Source organism: Candidatus Pelagibacter sp. HIMB109 (genome assembly GCF_052048155.1).
Lineage (GTDB): Bacteria > Pseudomonadota > Alphaproteobacteria > Pelagibacterales > Pelagibacteraceae > HIMB114.
Genome location: NZ_JBNAIK010000002.1, coordinates 14,737 through 37,963 on the forward strand (window position 1 = coordinate 14,737; position 23,227 = coordinate 37,963).

General features: G+C 32.3%; 21 protein-coding genes. 7 read left to right on the top strand and 14 right to left on the bottom strand.

From position 1 onward, the window contains the following. Positions 1-26 precede the first annotated feature (26 nt). Genes prpB through ACTTAQ_RS01745 form a run of 3 tightly spaced genes read left to right on the top strand, consistent with a single transcriptional unit; the run spans position 27 to position 2,312 of the window. Positions 27-932, top strand: a complete 906-nt coding sequence (prpB, locus tag ACTTAQ_RS01735) for a methylisocitrate lyase (protein WP_440695021.1) — start codon at positions 27-29, stop codon at positions 930-932. Next, positions 932-2,044 (top strand): bifunctional 2-methylcitrate synthase/citrate synthase, encoded by a 1,113-nt coding sequence (locus ACTTAQ_RS01740; protein WP_440695023.1) that lies wholly within the window; start codon positions 932-934, stop codon positions 2,042-2,044. The genes prpB and ACTTAQ_RS01740 overlap by 1 nt, the downstream gene beginning before the upstream one ends. Further along, positions 2,034-2,312 (top strand): hypothetical protein, encoded by a 279-nt coding sequence (locus tag ACTTAQ_RS01745; RefSeq protein WP_440695024.1) that lies wholly within the window; start codon positions 2,034-2,036, stop codon positions 2,310-2,312. The genes ACTTAQ_RS01740 and ACTTAQ_RS01745 overlap by 11 nt, the downstream gene beginning before the upstream one ends. Here the strand turns inward: ACTTAQ_RS01745 and ACTTAQ_RS01750 are convergent. The 3 genes from ACTTAQ_RS01750 to ACTTAQ_RS01760 are packed head-to-tail and all read right to left on the bottom strand — an operon-like array spanning position 2,302 to position 6,210. After that, on the bottom strand, positions 2,302-3,201 hold the full coding sequence (locus ACTTAQ_RS01750; RefSeq protein ID WP_440695025.1) for a DMT family transporter: 900 nt from the start codon (positions 3,199-3,201) through the stop codon (positions 2,302-2,304). The two genes, ACTTAQ_RS01745 and ACTTAQ_RS01750, sit on opposite strands and share 11 nt — an antisense overlap. A 49-nt stretch (positions 3,202-3,250) precedes the next feature. Further along, a complete protein-coding gene (locus ACTTAQ_RS01755; protein ID WP_009360059.1) occupies positions 3,251-4,279 on the bottom strand; it encodes a ribonucleotide-diphosphate reductase subunit beta in 1,029 nt (342 codons plus the stop codon). After that, the gene (locus ACTTAQ_RS01760) at positions 4,270-6,210 is read right to left on the bottom strand and encodes a ribonucleoside-diphosphate reductase subunit alpha (protein WP_440695027.1); all 1,941 of its coding nucleotides are present in this window, start codon (positions 6,208-6,210) and stop codon (positions 4,270-4,272) included. Before ACTTAQ_RS01760 ends, ACTTAQ_RS01755 begins: the two co-directional genes overlap by 10 nt. Before the next feature lie 186 nt (positions 6,211-6,396). Here ACTTAQ_RS01760 and ACTTAQ_RS01765 point away from each other — a divergent pair, with 186 nt between their 5' ends. Beyond that, on the top strand, positions 6,397-7,854 hold the full coding sequence (locus ACTTAQ_RS01765; protein ID WP_440695029.1) for a phosphomannomutase/phosphoglucomutase: 1,458 nt from the start codon (positions 6,397-6,399) through the stop codon (positions 7,852-7,854). On the opposite strand, the gene ACTTAQ_RS01770 is transcribed toward ACTTAQ_RS01765, so the two are convergent. The 7 genes from ACTTAQ_RS01770 to ACTTAQ_RS01800 form a co-directional block, all read right to left on the bottom strand. Next, entirely contained in the window at positions 7,855-8,250 is a 396-nt protein-coding gene (locus tag ACTTAQ_RS01770) for an HIT family protein (RefSeq protein WP_440695030.1), read from the bottom strand. Next, positions 8,250-9,443 (bottom strand): CaiB/BaiF CoA transferase family protein, encoded by a 1,194-nt coding sequence (locus tag ACTTAQ_RS01775; protein ID WP_440695032.1) that lies wholly within the window; start codon positions 9,441-9,443, stop codon positions 8,250-8,252. Before ACTTAQ_RS01775 ends, ACTTAQ_RS01770 begins: the two co-directional genes overlap by 1 nt. A 1-nt stretch (position 9,444) precedes the next feature. Next, complete coding sequence (locus ACTTAQ_RS01780; protein WP_440695034.1) at positions 9,445-10,224, bottom strand: enoyl-CoA hydratase/isomerase family protein; 780 nt, start codon at positions 10,222-10,224, stop codon at positions 9,445-9,447. Continuing rightward, positions 10,225-11,508: a TRAP transporter large permease gene (locus ACTTAQ_RS01785; RefSeq protein WP_440695036.1), complete on the bottom strand. Its 1,284-nt coding sequence runs from the start codon at positions 11,506-11,508 to the stop codon at positions 10,225-10,227. Positions 11,509-11,529: 21 nt separating this feature from the next. Further along, the gene (locus ACTTAQ_RS01790) at positions 11,530-12,030 is read right to left on the bottom strand and encodes a TRAP transporter small permease (protein WP_440695038.1); all 501 of its coding nucleotides are present in this window, start codon (positions 12,028-12,030) and stop codon (positions 11,530-11,532) included. 44 nt (positions 12,031-12,074) lie between these two features. Then, on the bottom strand, positions 12,075-13,049 hold the full coding sequence (locus tag ACTTAQ_RS01795; RefSeq protein ID WP_440695039.1) for a TRAP transporter substrate-binding protein: 975 nt from the start codon (positions 13,047-13,049) through the stop codon (positions 12,075-12,077). A gap of 69 nt (positions 13,050-13,118) precedes the next feature. After that, the gene (locus tag ACTTAQ_RS01800) at positions 13,119-14,294 is read right to left on the bottom strand and encodes a pyridoxal-phosphate-dependent aminotransferase family protein (RefSeq protein ID WP_440695041.1); all 1,176 of its coding nucleotides are present in this window, start codon (positions 14,292-14,294) and stop codon (positions 13,119-13,121) included. Between ACTTAQ_RS01800 and ACTTAQ_RS01805 the strand changes: the two genes are divergently transcribed. The 3 genes from ACTTAQ_RS01805 to ACTTAQ_RS01815 are packed head-to-tail and all read left to right on the top strand — an operon-like array spanning position 14,295 to position 19,141. Then, entirely contained in the window at positions 14,295-17,234 is a 2,940-nt protein-coding gene (locus ACTTAQ_RS01805) for an FAD-binding and (Fe-S)-binding domain-containing protein (RefSeq protein ID WP_440695043.1), read from the top strand. A gap of 2 nt (positions 17,235-17,236) precedes the next feature. Continuing rightward, a complete protein-coding gene (locus ACTTAQ_RS01810; RefSeq protein WP_440695045.1) occupies positions 17,237-18,160 on the top strand; it encodes a nucleoside recognition domain-containing protein in 924 nt (307 codons plus the stop codon). Between the two features lie 6 nt (positions 18,161-18,166). Further along, positions 18,167-19,141, top strand: coding sequence for a quinone oxidoreductase family protein (locus tag ACTTAQ_RS01815; RefSeq protein WP_440695047.1), 975 nt, complete (start codon positions 18,167-18,169; stop codon positions 19,139-19,141). Between the two features lie 6 nt (positions 19,142-19,147). On the opposite strand, the gene ACTTAQ_RS01820 is transcribed toward ACTTAQ_RS01815, so the two are convergent. The 4 genes from ACTTAQ_RS01820 to ACTTAQ_RS01835 are packed head-to-tail and all read right to left on the bottom strand — an operon-like array spanning position 19,148 to position 23,215. Continuing rightward, positions 19,148-19,897, bottom strand: coding sequence for a bacteriorhodopsin (locus ACTTAQ_RS01820; protein ID WP_440695048.1), 750 nt, complete (start codon positions 19,895-19,897; stop codon positions 19,148-19,150). Beyond that, positions 19,897-20,067 carry a hypothetical protein gene (locus tag ACTTAQ_RS01825; RefSeq protein WP_440695050.1) on the bottom strand — a complete coding sequence of 57 codons (171 nt, stop codon included), beginning with the start codon at positions 20,065-20,067 and terminating at the stop codon, positions 19,897-19,899. The genes ACTTAQ_RS01820 and ACTTAQ_RS01825 overlap by 1 nt, the downstream gene beginning before the upstream one ends. Positions 20,068-20,069: 2 nt before the next feature. Next, on the bottom strand, positions 20,070-21,779 hold the full coding sequence (locus ACTTAQ_RS01830; RefSeq protein WP_440695052.1) for a dihydroxy-acid dehydratase: 1,710 nt from the start codon (positions 21,777-21,779) through the stop codon (positions 20,070-20,072). Next, on the bottom strand, positions 21,779-23,215 hold the full coding sequence (locus tag ACTTAQ_RS01835) for an NAD-dependent succinate-semialdehyde dehydrogenase (protein WP_440695054.1): 1,437 nt from the start codon (positions 23,213-23,215) through the stop codon (positions 21,779-21,781). Before ACTTAQ_RS01835 ends, ACTTAQ_RS01830 begins: the two co-directional genes overlap by 1 nt. Positions 23,216-23,227: the final 12 nt, after the last annotated feature.

Genomic DNA, 23,227 nt, shown 5'->3' on the forward strand with positions numbered 1-23,227 from the left:
TAAAATTATTGTAGTATAAACCCAAAATGCATTTTGTAGAAAAAAATCCTACTGAAAAAAAAGCTGAATTTGCAAAAAAATTAAAAAGCGGAAAACTCTTACGTTTTCCTGGTGCTTATAATCCTTTAGTCGCAAAATTGATTGAACAAATCGGATATGATGGAGTTTATGTATCTGGTGGTGTTATGGCTAATGATTTGGGTTTTCCAGACATCGGACTTACAACATTAAATGATGTAGCAAATCGCTCACATCAAATAGCAAGAGTAACAAACCTTCCAACGATTATTGATATTGATACAGGATTTGGTGAAGCAATGAATGTCTCAAGAACTATCCAAACTATAGAAACATTAGGCGTTTCTGGATGTCATCTTGAAGATCAAACTAACCCCAAAAGATGCGGTCATTTAGATAATAAAGAACTCGTTTCAACCCAAGATATGGTTAAAAAAATAAAAGCAGCAGTTGATGCTAGAGTTGATAAAAATTTTTTAATTATTGCTAGAACTGATGCAAATGCAGTTGAAGGCTTAGATAAAACAATAGATCGTTGCAAAGCTTATGTTGATGCTGGTGCTGATATGATTTTTCCAGAAGCCATGAAAGATGAGAGTGAATTTGCAAAAATGAGAAAAGAGTTAAAATGTTATCTTTTAGCTAACATGACAGAGTTTGGAAAATCTAAACTTTTAACAAAAGAAGAATTAGAAAACCTTGGTTATAATTTAGTTATATACCCGGTAACTACACAAAGATTAGCAATGAAAAACGTAGAAGATGGACTTAGACAAATTTTTGAAGAAGGACACCAAAATAATGTTATTGATAAGATGCAAACTAGAAAAAGACTCTATGAAGTAGTTGATTATGAAAAATATGGAGAGTTTGATCAGTCAGTATTTAATTTTTCACAAAAAGGACATGAATAATGAGCGATGAAATTAAAAAAGGCTTAATTGGCGTTATATCAGATGAAACAAAAGTTTCTGAGGTAATGCCTGAAATTAATTCATTAACTTACAGAGGTTATACAGTTCAGGACTTATGTGCAAAATGTAAATTTGAAGAAGTGGCCTACTTGTTACTTCATGATGATCTTCCAAATTCAAAACAATTAGAAGATTTTGAAAAAGAGGAAAGAGCAAATCGACCTATATCTGAAAATTTAAAATCTATTATCAAAAACTATCCAAAAAATGCTCATCCAATGGATACGACGAGAACATCAGTTAGTCATATGGGGTTAGAGGATCCTGATACTGCAGATAACTCTAAAGAAGCAAACATGAGAAAATCAATGAGACTTTTGGCTAAAATATCTACAGCTGTTGCTGCAAATTTCAGAGTTAGAAAAGGACAAGATATAATTGATCCTGATCCAAAATTAGGATTTTGTGAAAATTTTTTTAATATGTGTTTTGGTAAAGTGCCAAGTCCAGAAGTTGTTAAAGCTTTTGATGTTTCAATGACTTTGTACGCAGAGCATAGTTTCAATGCCTCAACTTTCACATCAAGAGTAATCACAAGTAGCTTATCTGATCTTCACGGTGCAGTGGTTGGTGGAATAGCAAGTTTAAAAGGACCATTACATGGAGGCGCAAATGAAGCTGTTGCGCACATGTTAAATGAGGTTGGATCTCCTGATAAAGCTGAAAAATTCATATTAAACAGAATTAAGAATAAAGAATTAATTATGGGATTTGGTCATAGAGTTTACAGAAACGGAGATTCTAGAGTTCCAACTATGACTGAATATTATCATAAAACTGCGGAGTATTATCAAAACAAAGAATTGCCTGAGATTTCAAAGATACTTGAGGAAACGATGCTTAGAGAGAAAAATATTAAGCCAAATTTAGATTTTCCAGCAGGTCCAACTTATTATTTAATGGGTTTTGATATTGATTTCTTTACACCAATTTTTATTGTTTCAAGAATTACAGGTTGGTCAGCACATATTATGGAGCAATTTGAAAATAACAAATTAATTAGACCTCTTTCAAAATACACTGGTGCTCCACACAGAAAAATTGAAAAATAACACTTTAGATTTAGAAAAATACCTTTGGAAAAAAAGGTTAATACTCATAAATAAAAATCACTCTAAAATTAAAGAAATAAAAGATGAAATTAAAAATAATAAAGCTAAACTTTCTTCATATAAAATTGAAAGCATTTTTATTCAAAATGAGTTTAAATCACCTATTACATTAATAGGATTAGATGGCCTAATAAAACTTGAGGAAGAAGATCTTAACTTAAATAAAATATTTAAACTCATATCAACAATGCCAATGGCTAATTTTTGATACTATTCTTTTTATATAACGGGGCGATTTGAGAAAATATTACTGCAAAAATAATAAGAAATATTCCAAAGATTTTAATCTCATTTAGAAATTGATCTAAAATAATCCAGCCTGCTAATGCTGCTATAGCTCCTTCCAAAGAAAAAATAATAGCAACTGGTGCTGGGCTTAAATTTTGCTGGCTAAATATTTGAAGCATAAAAGCAAAGCCGCTAGATAAAATACCAACGTATAAAATTTCTTTATATTCTAATAAAATATTTGCAAAAATTACCTCTTCAAAAATAAGTGCGGGTACAAAAGTAAAAATTGAACCAATCAAGCATTGAAGAGATGCGATTGTTATTGGATAATTAAAAATTCTTAAAAGTTTTGAAATAAAAACTATGTGAAAAGACCAAAAAAGAGCATTAAATAATGCAATACTATCTCCTAATCTTACCACAACATTATCAAGCTCAGTTAAGAATAGACCTCCTAATAAACATGTAAAAATTGAAGGCCACACGGACCAATGAATATTCTTTGAGAAAAAAAAATAAGAAACAAATGGAACAAAAACTACATACAAAACAGTAAATACAGCAGTATTTGCCACATCAGTATAAAGCAAAGCATATTGTTGAAGGGCATTGCCATAAGCTATTAAAAAACCAATAAACAAAAGATAAATAAATACTTTTTTAAAATCATGCTTGCCTTGTTTTATTTTTTTAAAATCAATTATTATTAAAAATGGTAATAAAGTTAAAAAACCTAAAAATAATCTAGCTGAAGTAAACGTAAGTGGACCAATATGATCCATGCCCATATCTTGTGCAACAAATGCTGTACCCCAAATAAATGAAGTTATCAAAGCACATGATAATGAAAAGATTTTACTATTCATAAAAAAAGGGCAGTAGAATTATACTGCCCTTTTTAAAATTAAATATTAATTATCTTGTAAAGTCAAATGCTTCAACCCACGAACCTTTTGTAGAAGCTTTTGAATATTCTGTTGCTCTACCTTCAAAGAAGTTCATGTGCTCAACACCATTCAACATGGTATCGATCCATTCTAGTGGATTTTCTTTAACATCATAAATTTCATCCAATTTTAACTGAACTAATCTTCTGTTTGCAATCCAACGGATGTAGTCTTTAATTTGTTGAGCTGTTAATCCTTCAATTGGACCCATTTCAAATGCAAGATCAATAAAAGCATCTTCATGCTCAACGATTGTTCTACAAGCGTCTGTGATTTCTTTTTTCAAAGACTCATCTAAAAGACCTGGGTTCTCAGCACAGAAAGTATTAAAAATTTTGATCATTGAATTACAATGCAAAGTCTCGTCTCTTACTGACCAAGTTACTACCTGCCCCATTCCCTTCATTTTATTAAATCTTGGGAAATTTAATAAAATTGCAAAACTTGCAAATAACTGAAGACCTTCAGTGAAAGCCGAGAATACCGCAACTGTTTTTGCAATCTCTCTTTTATTATTTACATTAAAGTTCTGCATGTAATCGTACTTATCTTTCATTTCTTTATACTTTAAGAAAGCTGAGTACTCAGACTCTGGCATTCCGATTGTATCAAGTAAGTGAGAGTAAGCTGCAACGTGAATTGTTTCCATTGAAGCAAATGCAGTCATCATCATTAAAACTTCTGTAGGTTTAAATACTGTTGTGTAATGTCTTAGGTAACAGTTGTTTACTTCAACATCAGCTTGGGTAAAAAATCTGAATATTTGAGTTAAAAGATTTTTTTCATGAGCTGTTAGATTCTTTTGCCAATCTCTAACATCCTCAGCTAATGGAATTTCTTCCGGTAACCAGTGTATTCTTTGTTGGGTTAACCAAGCGTCATAACACCATGGATATCTAAATGGTTTATAAACTGCTTTTTCTTTTAATAATCCTTCGTTATCACAATACCCATCGTAATAACCTGATTTTTCTTCTAATTTAGGTGCTACTGACATGATAAACACTCCTCGTAATCATTTGTTTGTTGGTTTTCTTGTTTTTTTTGCTTTTTAGTTTTTGCAAAACTTGTATTCACAACTTCAGCTCTTTGGATCGATTTAGATCTACAATAATAAAGGCTTTTTAATCCTTTTTTCCAAGCTTGATAATGAATCTGGTGAAGGTCCTTTTTATGAATATCAGCAGGTATAAACACATTAAGTGATTGGGCCTGAGATATATAAGGTGTTCTATCTGCTGAATGATCAATTAACCATCTTTGGTCAATTTCAAAAGCAGTTTTAAATACGTCTTTTTCATCTTGAGATAAAAAATCTAGATGTTCAACTGAACCTTGGTTTGTTGTAATTGAAGACCAAACTTCATTTGTATCTTGATTGTACTTTTGTAAGATTTTTTTCAAGTATTTGTTTCTAACATTAAATGAACCGGATAGAGTTTTGTGCGTATAACTGTTTGCTGCTACTGGCTCAATTCCTGGCGATGCTCCTCCACAAATAATTGAAATGGATGCTGTCGGCGCAATTGCAGTTTTATTAGAAAATCTTTCATTAATTCCATACTCAGCTGCATCAGGACAAGGTCCTCTTTCTTCAGCTAATTTTTTTGAAGCAGCGTTGACTTCTTTGTCTATGAACTGAAACATTTTTTTATTCCAAACTTTAGCCATAACAGACTCAAGTGGTATCATGTGTCTTTGCATGTAAGAATGAAATCCCATAACTCCAAGTCCAACACTTCTTTCTCTCATTGCGGAATATTTTGCGTCTTTGAATGATTCAGGTGCACGATTAATGAAATCAGATAAAACGTTATCTAACATTCTCATTATATCTTCAATAAACCCAGGCTCATCTTTCCATTCGTCATAATTTTCCAAATTTAAAGATGATAAACAACATACCGCTGTTCTATCTTTTCCGTACTTATCAATTCCAGTTGGCAGAGTTATCTCACTGCATAAATTTGATGTCTTAACAGTAAGACCAGCAAGTTTATGATGCTGAGGTATCATTCTATTAACAGTATCAATGTAAACGATGTACGGCTCACCTGTCTCAACTCTTGCAGTTAATAATCTAATCCATAAATTTCTTGCTTTAATTGTTGATTGAACTGTACCGTCATATGGACTCTTTAAAGGCCAGTCAGCATCAGTTTCAACAGCTCTCATAAACGCATCTGTCACCAGTACACCGTGATGTAAATTTAAAGCTCTTCTATTCGGATCTCCACCAGTTGGTCTTCTCATTTCAATAAACTCTTCTATCTCAGGATGATCAATCGGAAGATAGCATGCTGCTGAACCTCTTCTTAAAGAACCCTGACTAATTGCAAGTGTTAAAGAGTCCATTACTTTAATAAACGGAATAATTCCTGAAGTTTTTCCAACTCTTCCAACTTTTTCTCCAATAGCTCTAAGGTTACCCCAGTAGCTTCCAATTCCACCACCTTTTGCAGCAAGCCAAACATTCTCGCTCCACAGATTTACAATTCCGTCTAATGAATCTGCCGCTTCATTTAAAAAACACGAAATAGGCAAACCTCTTGATGTGCCTGCGTTTGAAAGCACAGGTGTTGCTGGCATGAACCATAATTTAGAAATATAATTATAAAGTCTTTGTGCATGAAGATTATCATCAGCATAAGTTGCGGCTACCCTTGCAAATAAATCTTGATAAGACTCGTTTTCACTTAAATATCTATCTGTTAGAGTTGCCATACCAAAATCAGTTAGATTAGCGTCACGTGATCTATCGATCTTAATAGTGATTCCTTCTTCGTTTTGAAATAATTCAGTGTCGTTTGAAAGGCTAAATAGGTCTGGCCTCTTCAAATCATCATTGATTTTGCTAGATTCTTCTACAATTTTGTCCTTGTTTTCTTCCAAAGCATTCTTGATAGCCAGAGCGATGTTATCTTGCATTTTTTAGCCTTTTTGTTACGTTTTTATGTAAAAACAACTATATGTTGTGTCTATAAAGCTTGAGTATACTAATTGTATGTTCCAAGCAAGAGAACATAATATGAACTTATAGATAAATCAATAATAAAATTGAGGCCTGTTAATTATTGGCTTTCAAAAGAACTGCTAATTCATTAATGGTTTCTTATGTCTGATTCTACTATCCACATTAATCACAATGGGTTCAGAGAATATGATGCTAGATGGCTTTATCCTGACGACATCAATCTAGCTGGAATTAGAAATTTAGGCTGCGGATTGGGTTCACAAATTATTTCAGAAACAAAAAAACAAAACCCAAGAGTTGTGGTTGGATATGATTACAGGTCTTACAGCGAAGAAATTAAAAATTCCTTAACTGAAGGTTTAATTTCAACTGGATGTCATGTTGAAGATTTAGGACTATCTTTGTCTCCAATGGCCTACTTCGCGCAATTTGAATTAGAAGCTGACGGTGTAGCAATGGTTACAGCCAGTCATAATGAAAATGGATGGACAGGAGTTAAAATGGGAATTGCAAAAGGCTTAACCCATGCTCCCGAAGAAATGCAAGAACTAAAAGAAATTGTATTAAATAAAAAATTTATGTCAGGTAAAGGAAGTGTAAAAAAAATAGAAAATTTTATTGATGTTTATAAAAAAAATTTAATTTCAAAAAACAAAATACAAAAAAAAATCAAAGCTGTTGTTGCATGTGGTAATGGAACTGCCGGAATATTTGCTCCAGATATCTTAAGGGGTATTGGGTGCGAAGTGATTGAGATGGACTGCAACCTAGATTTTACATTTCCAAAATATAACCCTAATCCAGAAGACCTTGAAATGCTTCATGCTATTTCAAAAACAGTAAAAGAGAATAATGCTGATGTTGGATTTGGTTTTGATGGAGATGGAGATCGTGTTGGTGTTATTGATAATAATGGTGAAGAGATATTTTCTGATAAAATTGGATTACTAATCGCAAGGAACTTGGCTCCGCAATATCCTAATTCAAAATTTGTAATAGATGTTAAATCAACTGGACTGTTCTCTCACGATAAAATTTTGAATAAAAATAATTGTGAAACCATTTTATGGAAAACTGGTCATTCACATATAAAAAGGAAAGTTAATAAAGAAAAAGCACTCGCAGGTTTTGAAAAAAGCGGTCACTTTTTCTTTAATCAACCACTGGGTCTAGGTTATGATGATGGAATTAATTCTGCAATACAAGTCTGCCACCTATTAAATAATCAAGACAAAAAAATGAATGAAATTATTGATGAACTTCCAAAAACTTTTCAAACACCAACAATGGCTCCTTTTTGTAAAGATGAAGAAAAATATCAAGTTGTTGATGAGCTAGTTAAAAAATTTATAAAGTTTAAAAATGACAAAGTATTAGTCGATGGTGAAGAGATAAAAGATGTATTAACAGTAAATGGCGTAAGATTTTCTTTAAGCGATGGATCCTGGGGTTTAATAAGAGCTTCATCAAACAAACCTTCTTTAGTTGTAGTGACTGAAAGTCCAACCTCAGATAAAAGAAAAAAAGCAATTTTTAATTTTATTGATAAATATTTGCAAGAAACTGGCAAGATTGGTGAATACGATCAAAAAATTTAATTAAATAATTTTTTTTAATTTAGATAATATTTTTTCAAGTTCTTTTTTTGGATATGGCTTTGGTTTAGTTACCCAAACTGGTAATGGCCATGTTGGGTCCTTTTTATGCCGTGGAATTATATGAATATGTAATTGAGGTATGATATTTCCAACTTTTTCTACGTTTAAATTGTTGCACTTGAAATGTTGTTTCATTTTTTTACTACAATGTTGGATTTCATTTAAAAGTTGGGTTTGATCTTTTTTATTTAAATCTAAAATTTGAGATACCTTTGCTCTTTTAGGAATTAACATTATCCATGGAAATTTAGAATTATCGTGAAGCCTTACATAGCAAAGCTTTAATTCCTTAATAAAATAGCTAGTTTTATTAAATTTATTATTAAGCTTAAACACTAAGCTACAATTCCTCGTGTTTTGTAATCTTTAATTTCTGTGTTTGAATAACCAAAATTTTGCAAAACCTCGTCTGTGTGTTCGCCAAAAACTGGGGCTCCTGTGCTATTTTCAACCTTTGTTTTCGAAAATTTAATTGGCATACCAATAGCTTTTGATTTTCCAGCATTTTTGTTTTCTACTTCAATTATCATCTTTCTATCTATTGTGTGAGGATCATTATGCATTTCAGTTATTGAATTAATTGGGCCGCATGGCAAACCTTCTTTGTCAAAAATATCTATCCATTCTTTAGAAGTTTTTTTTAAAATTTCTTTTTGTAGAACTTCGACTAAAGAATTTAGATTACTCATTCTATTATCGTTACTGTTAAACCTTTCGTCTTCTTGTAACTCTTCTTTGTTTAAAGCTTTGATTAACCTTAACCAAGTTTTTTGATTAGATGCTCCAACTGTAATCCAATTATCTTTAGTTTTAAAAGCTTGATAAGGCGCTGTAAGAGGATGTGCCGAACCTAGTGGGCCTGGTGATTTACCTGTTGCAACTGCAATCGCAGATTGCCAATATGTATGAACGATACCCGCTTCAAATAAAGATGTATCTACCCTTTGACCTTCTCCAGTTTTTTCACGATTAATCAATGCAGCCAAAACACCCGTTGCTCCAAGAATACCAGCGGTAATATCTGTAAGTGGAGCTCCAACCTTCATTGGAGGTTTGTCTTTACTCTCACCAGTAATACTCATCAAACCACTCATGCCTTGTGCAACTAAATCAAATCCGCCTTTGTCAGAGTATGGACCTGTTCTACCGTAACCTGATATTTCACAATAAACTATTTTTGGGTTAATTTTTTTTAATTCATCATAACCAATTCCAAGTTTTTCCATCGTTCCTTTTCTAAAATTTTCTATAACAACATCAGATTCTTTGATCATTTTTTTTAAAATATTAATTCCATCTTTTTCTTTTAAGTTAATTGCAATTCCTTTTTTATTTCTGTTCATCATCATATATGCAGATGCTTCACCATTTATATCAGGCGGTAAAAATCTTCTTGTGTCATCTCCACCTGGTATTTTTTCAATTTTGATTACTTCTGCTCCAAGATCTGCAAGCATTAATCCACATGTTGGTCCAGCCATAATTTGAGCAAGTTCTAAAACCTTTACTCCTTGTATCGGACCCGGCATTTTATTTATTTTTAAATTTTGGTTTTGTTTTTGTTAAAAAAGATTTGTAACCTATTTGAAAATCTTTTGTGTCATAGCATTTGTAACCAAGATTATTTAACTTACTCGTGACTTTTCCAGTTTTCAGTATCTCTTTTGCAAATTGTTTATGCCACCTTGCTACTTTTGGTGCACCATCGCAAATTAATTCAGCAGTTTTATATGCTTCTTTTTCAACATCTTCATCTGGAACAACTTTATTTACTAAATTTTTTTCATAAGCTTCTTTGGCACTCATTATCTTTCCTTCAAGTAAAATTTCCATGGCTGTTGAATAATTGGTTATACCAAGTAAAGCCTGTAGCTCTTTTGCTGCCATAGTTAAGCCTAGTCTTTTAATTGGAACTCCAAACCTTGAGGATTCTCCACAAACTCTCAAATCACAACATGCTGCAATTTCCATACCACCACCAACACAAATCCCCTCGATCAATGCAACAGTTGGTATAGGACAATCTTGAATAGCTCTTAAAGTGCCGTGTAAAAAAACTCCATAAGCTTTGGCTAATTTACTATTAGATCTTTCTTTTTCAAACTCTCCAATATCATTTCCAGGTGAAAAAGATTTTCCCCCTTCTCCTCTGATTACAATGCATCTTAAATCTTTATTTTTACTAAGATTTTTAAAAACACTTCCTAGCTCTTTCCACATAGGTTTGGTTAAAGCATTTAATTTTTCAGGACGGTTTAGAGAGACCTCTATTATGTAATTGCTTATTTTTTTTTGTTTAATTAAGTTCATTTATGATCTGTAAAAATACTCAACTAAAGTCATCGGGATAGCTGGTACATAAGTAACAAGTATTAATAGAAGTAATAAAACGCATATGAACATAATATTAGCTCTGGTCACTTCCCAGATATCTGCTTTTGCAACTGAACATGCTGTAACTAGTACACTGGCTACTGGAGGAGTTTGCTGTCCAATAGCTAAGTTTAAGGTTACGATAATTCCAAAGTGCACTGGGTCAATTCCAACAGCATTTACCAGCGGCATTACTATTGGGACAGTTAAAATAATTGCAGCAGCAGAGTGTAAAAATAATCCAATTGCTAATAAAAATACGTTTAATATCATCAAAACAAAATACTTATTATTTGTTATTCCAATAATTGACTCTGCAACTTTTTGAGGAATTTGTTCCACTGTTAAAAATTCTCCTAATAAAACAGAGGCCCCAACTAACAACATTACAACAGCTGTTTGGGTGGCACCTTCAGAAGCCGCTTTATAAAAACTTTTAAAATCTAGTTCTCTATGAATAAATCCAATTATTAGAGCAGCAACAACTGCTAGACCTGCTCCTTCTGTTGCAGTCACTACTCCCCCAAAAATTCCACCTAAAATTATCAATGGTAAAGTAAATGCTAGTCCAGCTTCTTTTGCTGTTTTTTTAAGATTTTGGAAATCAAAAGCTTCTTCAACTGGTAAATCTTTTTTTCTTGCATAAATATAAGCTGCAAACATCATTAAAAAACCGCCAAGTATTCCAGGAATAATACCCGCCACAAATAATTGGACTACAGAGCTTTGCGCCATCACAGCATATAAGATCATTGGAATAGATGGTGGAATTATAATTGCTAATGATGCAGAAGAAGATGTAACAGCAGCTGAAAATGGTCCTGGATAACCTTTCTTTTTCATAGCAGGTATCAAAATTGATCCAAGTGCAGCAACATCTGCAACAGCTGATCCTGAAATTTCAGCAAAAAACATGGATACGGCAATATTAATCATGGCCAATCCACCTTTAACAAACCCTACTAAGGCTGATGCAAATGCAATTAATCTTCTGGAAATTCCTGCGGTATTCATAATTGATCCAGCTAAGATAAATAATGGAATTGCAATTAATGGAAATTTCATTGTCCCGTCATATAAAACGATTGCAGTATCAATTAAGAATGATGGTCCTTGATTTACTACCATTGCAAAAACTGTTGTAATCGCAATTCCAATTGCAATCGGAACATTGATACTTAATAAAAACAACAAAATAGAGAACATGATAAGCAACATCATAAGTTTACTTCTTTTCCTCCATTATTCCTCTCCTCCAACAATTTTACCTTCCATCATTTGCTGATAGCTATTTTTAAAATTTAAAGTTTCAGAAATAATAAAAAGTATTGATGCAATTGGGATTACTGATTGAGCAAAAGGTTGTGGGACCCATTCTAAAGTCGTTAAAGTTTCTCCTTGAATTAAATACATAACTTTAAAACCATAAAAAGTAAGCATGGCAAAAAAACCATAAATAAAAAACTTTGAAATAAAAAATAAAACTCTTCTAAGCCCTAAAGGAAAGGATCTTAGGATACTTGGAACACTAATATGACCACCTTTAAGAGCGGCATAAGCTGATCCATAATATGTTAACCAAGCTAATTGGACCGCAGCAACTTCGTCATACCAAACTAATGCACTACCAGCCCATCTGAAGCTAACACCCATAATGACAACTGCTGCAAGAGCAATCATCATAATGAATAGAATAAATTCTAAAAACTTATCGTATTTTTTCTTAAATGTTTCGATGTTCATTAAAAAAACCGGCCCTTGTTTAAGGGCCGGCTCCATTAAATAGTTTACTTAGCTAAACCAGAAACTTTTTTAATTAAAGCGTTTCCAGTAGGAACTTCGTCACCGAACTGTTTGTAAACAGCTGCACTTCCTTTAACAAAAGCATCTCTGTTTGCAGTGTTAACTTTAACACCTGCATCCTTGATTACTTTTAATAAAGATACTTCAAGCTCTGCAGCTCTTTTATAAACAAATCCTTGAGTGTCTTGTGCTGCTTTTTCAACAATTTTTCTAACATCAGCAGGAACTTTGCTCCACTGATCTTTGTGAACAACAACATAAGCAGGAGTGTAAACGTGATTACTTATAGATAAGTACTTTTGCACTTCCTGAAACTTAGCACTAGCAATCTGAGCATATGGATTTTCTTGACCATCCATAGTTCCAGTTTTTAATGCAGTAAACACTTCAGAAAAAGCCATTGGAGTTGGGTTTGCGCCATAAGTTTGGAACATTTTAACTCTCCACTTTGACTTAGGTGTTCTAAGTTTAATACCTTTTAAGTCACTCGGTGTATTAATTGGTCTCTTGTTATTTGTGATTTGTCTAAAACCATTTTCCCAGACAGCTAAAACTTTATAACCAGTTTTGCTCTCTAAGTTTTTAAAGATACCTGGCAATACTTGTTTTTCAACTTTTGCCATGTGATTTCTATCTTTAATCATGTATGGCATATCAAATACACCAAACTCATCGTGTACTGATGACATCACCGATGATGGTAGAGAAAAGTTTACAGTACCTAATTTAACTTTTTGAAGTAACTGTTTATCTTTTCCTAATTGAGAAGATCCAAAAGTTGTGATCTTTGCTTTACCGCCTAATCGACTATTTGCTAATTTTGCAAAATGCTCAACTGATTCATGGAATAATGATCCAGGTTTTCCAACGTGACCAAATTTTAATTCTAATGAAAATGCAGATGAACTTATGAAAACTACAGATACGATTAAAGCAATAAGTTTGCTTAATGTTTTCATTTATTTCCCCCTGTTAAATTTCTATGATTTTAGTAAAAATTAACTGGGTTGGCTAGAGATATATTTTGATTATTTGGATAAATAATCCAGAGCAGCTAATATGCCACCCTTTTTAAATGGAACTCCTGCTTTTGCTAAACCCATTTCAACGCCTGCTAAAGTTCCTGACAACATCAAGTCATTAAAGTCACCTAAATGACCGATTCTGAATACTTTACCTTTGACTTTATTAAGCCCCATACCAAGAGACATATTATAATTATCCAAAATAACTTTTCGCAGTGCGTCAGCATCATGACCGTCTGGCATCATAACTGCTGTTAAAGAATTTGAATACTCTTCAGGATTTTTACAAAGAATTTCTAATCCCCAAGCTTTTACCGCAAGCCTTGTTGCTTCTGCATGTCTTTTGTGTCTTGCAAAAACATTTTCTAACCCTTCTTCAAGAAGCATATTAATTGCTTCGTCTAATCCGTAAAATAAATTTGTTGCAGGAGTGTAAGGAAAAAAACCATTTTTATTATTATCTAACATTGGTTTCCAGTCCCAATAAGATTTTGGTAATTTAGAATTTTTATAAGCTTCTAATGCTTTTGAACTTATTGCATTAAAAGACAACCCAGGTGGTAACAATAATCCTTTTTGAGATCCTCCAACTGTAACATCTACTTTCCATTCCTCATGTTTATAATCAATGGAAGCAAGCGAAGAAATAGTATCAACCATAAATAAAGCTGGATGATTTGCATTATCTATTGCTTTTCTAATTTCTCCAATTCTACTTGCAACGCCAGTTGAAGTTTCATTATGAACTACAAAAACAGCTTTAATTTCTTTATTGGTGTCTTCTTTTAATTTCTTCTCAACGATCTCTGGATCAGCTCCAGTTCTCCAATCACCTTTGACAAAATCACTTTTTAACTTTAATTTCTCAGCAATATCCCACCACTTAGTAGAAAATTCACCGGTCTCAAACATCAATACCTTATCACCTTCATTTAAAGTATTAACGATTGCAGCTTCCCATGCTCCTGTTCCTGACCCTGGATAAATAATTACTGGTTCAGAGGTTTTAAAAATTAATTTAATTTTATCTAAAACTCTTTTGGCAATTTCAGCAAATTCTGGTCCTCTGTGGTCAATTGTCGGATAATCCATAGCCCTTAAAACTCTATCAGGCACATTTGTTGGTCCTGGAATCTGTAAAAAATGTTTACCCGGTTGAAAAGAATTTGATTTAGGCATATGGCCTTATATGTTAAAGAAACTTCTTTAGCAATTATGAAATTTAATGATCAACAAGCAGAAAAAATAGGAAAAGAAGTCCAAGGACTTGTTAAAGGCAAAGCGCTCTTCGATCCGTTTTCAAGAGGCAGATACAGCACTGACTCTTCTTTGTATCAGATTAAACCCATCGGTGCAGTTTTGCCTAAAGATCATAATGATGTTTTAAGGCTAATGGAGTATTCTCAGAAAAATTCAATTCCTTTACTAGCAAGAGGAGGTGGAAGCTCACAATGCGGACAAACTGTAAGTGAAGCCATTGTATTAGACTACTCAAAACATCAAAACCAAGTTTTGGAACTTAATGTAGAAGAAAAATATGTTTGGGTTCAGCCTGGAATAGTACTCGATACTTTAAATTCTTATTTAAAACAATTTGGTCTTTGGTTTCCAGTAGATGTATCTACAAGCAGCAGAGCAACTATTGGAGGAATGACGGGTAACAACAGCTGTGGCTCTAGATCTTTGTATTATGGAAATATGGTTAATAATGTTCTTGCTGTTGAAGCCATATTAGATGATGGAACTATTCATACTTTTGAGGACATCAATAAAAACTATCTTGAAGCAAAAAATGATCAAAATAGACAATATGAAATAATTAAAAAATTTTTAGATCTAAGAGAGAATGTTAAAGATGATATTTCTCAATTTTGGCCTCAAACACAAAGAAGAGTTGGTGGATACAATATAGATTTAATTAATCCTGATGGTTTTAATACTTCTAATATCTTAGTTGGTTCTGAAGGAACATTATCATTATTTAATAAAATTAAACTTAAACTTTCTCCAATACCAAAACAAAAAGTTTTAGGTGTTTGCTATTTTGAAAGTTTTGCACAGGCGATGGAATTAACAAAAGAAATGGTAAAATTAAAACCTACCACTGTAGAACTTTTAGATCATAATTTAATTGATCTTGCCAAACAAATTCCAATTTATGCAGAAAGTATAAAAAAATATATTTTAGGTAATCCAGAAGCAGTTCTCATGGTAGAATTCATTGATGATGATTTGGATCTTGCAAGGTCTAAATTAAAAGATTTAGAAAGTTTAGTAAGAGCGCAAAATTCAAATAACAATTATAAGAGTTATGAAGATTTATCAGACCAAAAAGAAATTTTTGAAATTAGAAAAGCAGGCTTAAATATTTTAATGTCTTTAAAAGGAGACAAAAAGCCAGTCGCTTTCATTGAAGACTGTGCAGTAACCTTAGATCATTTGGCTGATTACACATCAAGATTAAAAGATGTTTTTGCAAAATATAACACGAGCGGGATGTTTTATGCTCATGCTTCGGTTGGCACTTTACATGTAAGGCCTGTACTTAACATGAAATCAGATCAAGATATTAAAAACATGAAAGCAATTGCTGATGAAGCCTTTAACATGGTTAAAGAATACAGAGGATCGCACTCTGGGGAACATGGTGATGGAATTGTCAGGTCTGAGTTTCATGAAAAAATGTTTGGTAAAAAAATATTAAATGCTTTTGAAGAAATCAAAGATACTTTTGATAAAAAAAACTTATTAAACCCTCACAAAATTGTAAGAGCATATAAATCAAATGATAGATCTTTGATGAGATACAAATCTGATTACAAAGCAGAAAATATCTCAACTCATTATGATTGGTCTGACTGGGGTCAGTTTTCTGATGCAGTAGAAATGTGTAACAATAACGGGGCGTGTAGAAAATTAGACTCAGGAGTAATGTGCCCTTCTTATAGAGTTACTAAAGAAGAAAAAGATTTAGTGAGAGGAAGAGCGAATACATTAAGGTTAGCATTATCTAATCAATTACCAAAAGGATCATTTGTTTCAAAAGGCATGTATGAAACAATGGAACTATGTGTAAGTTGCAAAGCTTGCCAAAGAGAATGTCCAATGTCTGTAGATATGGCTAAAATGAAGAGTGAATTTTTATCACACTATTACAAAAAGTTTTCAATGAGCATCAAAGATAAAGTGATTTCAAATATGCCAAAACTAATTTGGTTATTAAAAATTTCAAATCCAATTGTTAATTTTTTAAACAAAGTTCCTATTATCAGCCAAATCATTGAATGGTTTGGTTTTTCTTCAAAAAGATCTCTACCAATTGTTGAAAATCAAAGTCCACTTAGAGAAATTTATAATTCTCAGCCGAATTTAGAAAAAAAAGTAATTTTGTTTGCAGATACTTTTAATATTAACTTTGAAATAAAAAATCTAATGTATGCAATTCGAGTTATAAATAAATTTGGTTATCAAGCTATCATACCGAGTTTTCAAAATGATAATTTGGATAGACCTCTTTGTTGCGGAAGAACCTATATTTCTATGGGTCAACTAGATAAAGCTAAAAATGAATTAGAAAGGTTTACGAGTTACATAACTGAAAATGGATATAACGAGCTTCCAGTCATTGGTATTGAGCCTTCGTGTTTATTAACCTTTAATGATGAGTTTAAATCTTTTTCAAAATTAAATGGTCGAGACAAAATCAAAAATAGTTTTTTATTGCTAGAAGAGTTTGTCTTAAATGAAATAAAAAATGGTAACCAAATCAAACCCAAAGATTTTGATAAAAAAGTCCTCATCCACGGACATTGTCATCAAAAATCACAAAATAGAACCAAAGGTCTTACTGGTTTGCTTAATGAATTAAATATTAAAAACTCAATGATTGATAGTAGTTGTTGTGGAATGGCTGGATCCTTTGGATATAGCTCAAAGCATTATGATGTTTCAAAAAAGATGGCGCATCTCACTTTGATACCTGCGATTAACAATTCAACAGAAGATGATTATGTAGTTGCTAATGGTACAAGTTGCAGACATCAAATATCAGATTTTTCTAATAAAAAACCAAAGCATATTTCTGAATTATTATTCAATTTATTTGAAACAATAAATTAATAATGAAAAATACTATAGTTAAAATTACAGAAGATATTAAAGATATCTGTATACCACTTTATAAAATCTTAATTCCATTCGTATTCATCGTTAAACTTTTAGAAATTTCGGGAGTCATAGAATTTTTAGCAGAATTAATTCAACCATTAATGTCTTTGGTTGGTTTAACTCCAGAACTCGGCTTAGTTTTAGTAACTGCCATTTTAGTAAATATGTATGCTGCAATTGTATTATTTATAAATCTAATACCAATTTTAGATGTGAATGTTGCGCAAGTAACAATATTAACGACTATGATATTGGTATGTCATAATATTCCAATTGAAAGTGCGGTTTGTAAGGCTGCAGGAATAAGCTTTACTTACACAGCAGTACTTAGGTTTTTTTCAGCTTTTTTATTAGGTTTTATCCTAAAATTAATTTATTTTAATTTTGAGTTATTGATGGAGCCTTTTGATACACTTGTAAAATTGGATCCATTGCCTACAGAATTTTGGCCCTGGTTATACTATCAGTTTGTAAACCTTGTTTATGTTTTTTTCATTGTTTGCATCATGGTAATCATTTTAGAAATCCTAAAAAAAATCGGTATTGAGAGACTATTTGAAATTATTTTTGTACCTCCTTTAAAATTATTTGGCATACAAAAAGAAGCAATGAATATTATTATAGTTGGTATGACTATCGGAATTCAATATGGAGGTGGTATTTTAATTAAAGATGTTAAGTCTGGGAAAATAGATAAGCAAAGTGTTTTTCTAGCAGTATCGCTACTAAATCTTCTTCATGCTATTATTGAAGATACTATCTTGATGGCGCTTATTGGTGGTCATATCTCAGGAATATTATTTGCAAGAATAATTTTTAGTTTAGTCTTAAGTTATTTCATATTTATGATTTACAAAAGATACTTTAAAGCTGTATAAGCTGCTATGGTTAAAGTTGTAGAAATTACAGAATTTGGTGATCCTTCAGTTCTAAAAATAACAAATAAAGATACTCCTAAATTACAGGCAAACGAAGTTCTAGTTGAAAATAAATCTATTGGTTTAAACTTTATTGATACTTATCACAGATCAGGGCTTTACCCTATTCCACTTCCGTCTGGAATTGGTTTAGAAGCTGCTGGAATTGTAAAAGAAATTGGATCTGATGTTAAACTTTTAAAAGTTGGTGATCATGTATCACACGCTTCAATGCCAATTGGCGCGTACTCCGAAATGCAAGTGATGCCAGAAGCTAAATTAGTAAAAGTACCTAAAGAGATCAGTGTTGAAGATGCGGGCGCTATTACATTAAAAGGCATGACATGCGAATATTTACTTCATAGAGCCTATAAAGTGACTAAAGATGATACAATACTGTACCATGCTGCGGCAGGTGGTGTTGGTCAAATTTTTTGTCAATGGGCTAAATCGATTGGCTGTACTTTAATTGGTACTGTTGGATCAGATGAAAAAATTGAGATTGCAAAAAAAAATGGATGCAATCATGTTATTAATTATTCTACTCAAGACTTTGCCAAAGAAGTTTTGGAAATAACAAACGGCAAAGGTGTTGATGCTGTCTATGATGGTGTTGGATTAAGTACTTTTGAAAAATCTTTAGAAGCAATTAAATTAAGAGGAATGTTTTTATCATTTGGTAATGCTTCTGGCATGGTGGCAAATCTTGATGTCAAAAAACATTTGGCGCCTAAAGCTATCTTTTTTACAAGACCTTCTGTTATGCCTTACACAGCTACACGACCAGAATTAGAACTTTCTGCTGATAGAGTATTTACTGCGATGAAAGAAGGAAAAATTAAAATAGATATTGCACATAAATATTCCCTTGACGAAGCTCAAAAAGCACATGAAGACTTACATGCAAGGAAACTGCTTGGACCTGCAATCTTTACTCCTTAATATTTTTTAAGATTTTTTTGATAGTTTTTTTGCACAAGAAAAACAAATTAATGCAAATCCAACTTTATTAAATAAGTCACCAAAGTTATAAATCATTTCTCTTATTAAAGCAGTGTCAGATGCACCGTCCCAAAAAGATACAAAAAGCCCCAAAGGATAAATTGCCCATCCATAAATGATTAATTTTTGTACAAAGCCCAAGCATTTTAAACAATAATCTGAATTTCTTTGATCATTGACTTTTATAACCTGGCCAGGCAAAACTTTTATAAAAATATAGATAATTCCACCCCAGCAAGCAGTACCTAACCCAAATAAAAAATATGAGAATACATAGGTGCCTGAAACCATTGGCATCCAACCATTAGAATATGCACTTTCTGAAAAATAACCTGACGTTATCATTAAAAAATTTAAACTAATTGTTAAAATCACTATTGGTTTTGCATATCTACTTAGCTTCGTTAAAACAAAATACGTATAAAGCATTAACGGTGTAGCTATTAACCAAGTTATGTACCTATATTCTGTTGGAAAATTTAAATCAGGTTTTGATAAATTTTCTATAGTAAAAAACTCTCTCATATTAAAATACTCGATTACAGCAAGTGCGGTAGTTAAAATTGCAAAGGTTGAAACTGGTTTATATTCATCACTTAATCTATATCTCTCAAGTAAAAAATAAAGTGTTGCTGCTATCATTGTAATAAGAGCAAACTCAAAAGTGTAAGATGTTATTAATCCTAATACATTCATTATTTATCCCTTTCGATGTCATCAAAAATATCTAAATTTGTATAAATCGCGATCACTCCACTTAAAATCATCAAAAAAATTAAAATTGCTGTAAAAATATCTTTTGGCAGGATGATAGCTAAAATTGCCAGACCTAAAAAACCAACTGGTGCTAAAGATTTAAAATTCATTTTTATTTCTTATATTTTAAAAAATCAAAATCACAACCTTCATCTGCCTGCAAAACAGTGTCGTAATAAAGTTTTAAATATCCTCTTTTAATTATTGGTGCCTTGATTTTTGTATTCTTGAGTCTTTTTTCTAATTCTTTCTTTGACAATAAAACATTTAAAGATTTATTTTTTACACTTAATTTAATTTTATCACCTGTTTTTAATATAGAAAATGGTCCTCCAACTGCAGATTCTGGTGAAACATGAAGAATAATCGTTCCAAATGCAGTACCGCTCATTCTTCCATCTGAAATTCTAATCATGTCTTTTACACCACTTTTTAATATTTTTTTTGGGATAGGCAGATAGCCAGCTTCTGGCATGCCATAAATTGTTTTCGGACCAATATTTTTAAGTACTAAAATATCATCTTTAGTAATTTTTAATTTTGGATCATCAATTTTTTTGGTCATTTCTTTAATGTCTTCAAATACAAAAGCCATTCCAGTTTTTTCGAATAATTTTTTATCTGCTGCTGATCTTTTTAATATTGCGCCTTTAGGGCAAATGTTTCCAAACAATGAAACTAAGCCACCTTGTTTTTCAAAAGGTTTCTTTTTTGATCTGATAACTTCTTGATCATGAAAACAATTAGAGTTTTCTTTTATCACTGAACTTAGTTTTTTACCCTCAATTGTGAAAGTTTCTTTTTTTAATAAACTTTGAAGTTCTTTTAAAACAACTTTCATTCCACCTGCATGATAAAAATCTTCCATATAGTAACTTCCTGTTGGCTTTAAATTTACGAGAACAGGTGTTTTGTTACTTATTTGGTTAAATTTTTTAAGATCAATATTTATTCCAGCTCTTCCTGCAATAGCAGTTAAGTGAACAATAGCATTAGTTGATCCACCTAATGCTAAAAGAACCACTAAGGCGTTATAAATATCTTTTTCATTAATTTTTTTTATCTTTTTAATTTTTTTGTTTGCTATTTTTGCTGCAACTTCTCCTGTTTGTTCGGCTAACTTTAACCTTTCAGAATATACTGCAGGAACACTTGAGGCATCTGGCAAACATAAACCCATGGTTTCCACAAGACATGCTACGGTACTTGCAGTTCCCATAACCGCACATGTTCCAGAACTCGCCGCCAACTTACCTTCTACTTCTTTTATTTTTTGATCAGAAATCTCTCCGCCTCGATATTTTCCCCAATATCTTCTGCAATCAGTACACGCGCCTAATCTTTCATTTTCATATTTATTTGTAATCATTGGACCAGCTGGCATAACAACATAAGGTTTTCCTGCAGAAATTGCCCCCATGATCATTGCTGGTAAAGTTTTGTCACAACCTCCAAGTAATACAACAACGTCTACAGGCTGCGCCCTAATCATTTCCTCAACATCCATAGACATCAAGTTTCTAAACATCATACTAGTTGGTGATAAATAAACTTCTCCTAATGATATGACTGGAAAATCAACTCCTAAACAATTTTGGCTTTGAATGCCTCTTTTTAAAGCCTCGATCATTTCTGGAAAATGTCTATGGCAACTATTTAATCCACTTGCAGTATTTACGATACCTACAATTGGTTTGTTTAAAGACTCGGTTGTGTACCCCATCGATCTAGCAAAAGATCTTCTTAGATATGAAGAAAACTCTTTGTCTCCATAATTTGTGAGACTTTTGTCAATTCCTTGGTCTTTGATTTTTTTTGCCATTAATAAATTTTAAATTTAGTATATTTAGGAACAAGATAATCCAATATACCAAGTGATCCACCTTCTCTACCAAACCCTGATTCTTTTACACCTCCAAAAGGTATTTCAGCAGATGCTAACAACATATCATTAACCCCAACCATGCCTACTTCTAAATTTTCTGATGCCACATGTGCTCTTTTTAAAGAGGAGGTAAATACATATCCAGCCAAACCAAAGTTTGTACTATTTGCCATTTCAAAGATTTTACTCTCATCTGCAACTTTTATTATTGGCGCAACTGGACCAAAAGGTTCTACTGAAAGAATATCAGCATTATCAGGTACATTTTTTAATACCGTTGGTTCATAAAAAAAGCCTTTGTTAAATTTTTTACTTGGTGAACCTCCTGTAAGAATTTCAGCTCCTTTATTCTCAGCATCTCTTACAAGTTTATCAATATGATCTAGTCCCCTTTTATTTGCCATTGGTCCAATATTTGTATCTGGATCAAGTCCATTTCCTAATTTAAGTTTTTTTGTGTTCTCTGTAAATTTTTTACAAAATTCATCGTAAATTTTTTCCTGTACATAAAAACGAGTAGGCGAAATACAAACCTGACCACAATTCCTAAATTTTGTATTGGAACATGTGGTTGCAGCATAATCAACATCTGTATCATCATAGACTAAGACTGGAGCATGCCCTCCTAACTCCATAGAAACTTTTTTGATACCTTCTGCGGCCATTTTTAAAATTTCTTTTCCAACTTCAACTGATCCCGTTAAAGATACTTTTTTAATTATTGGAGATTGAATTAAGTATTTTGAAATAAAACCAGACTTGCCAGTAACAAAGTTTACTACACCTTTTGGTATTCCTGCATCATGGCATGCCTTGATGACTTCCATGCAAGTACCCGGAGTTTCACTAGCTGGTTTTACAATGACTGAGCATCCAGCGGCAATTGAGGCTGCGATTTTTCGTGCTGGTAATAGTGCTGGAAAGTTCCACGCGCTAAAGGCAGCAACGACTCCAACAGGTTCGTACCTTACTTGTAAACGAGTATCTTGAGTTCTTGACTCAATTAACTGTCCATAAATTCTTTTGGTCTCCTCAGAAAACCATTCAAATTGATCTGCGGATGCCATTGTTTCTCCTTTAGCTTCAGCCAAAGGCTTTCCTGTTTCAAGAGTCATTATATTAGCAATGTCATCTGCTCTTTCCCTTATTAAATCTGCAATTTTTTTTATTGTCTTTGATCTTTCCCATGGAGAAGTTTTTTTCCAGCTTTTCATAGCTTGTTTTGCAGAGTTTAAAGCTTCATCTAATTCTTTTTCAGTAGATGAAGGAATAGTTCCAAGAACTTCTTCATTAAAAGGATTAAATACTTCAACTTTATCTTTTGTATTATTAGACCATTTACCCTCAATAAAATTTCCTAAATTTTCGTACATGATAACCTTTCT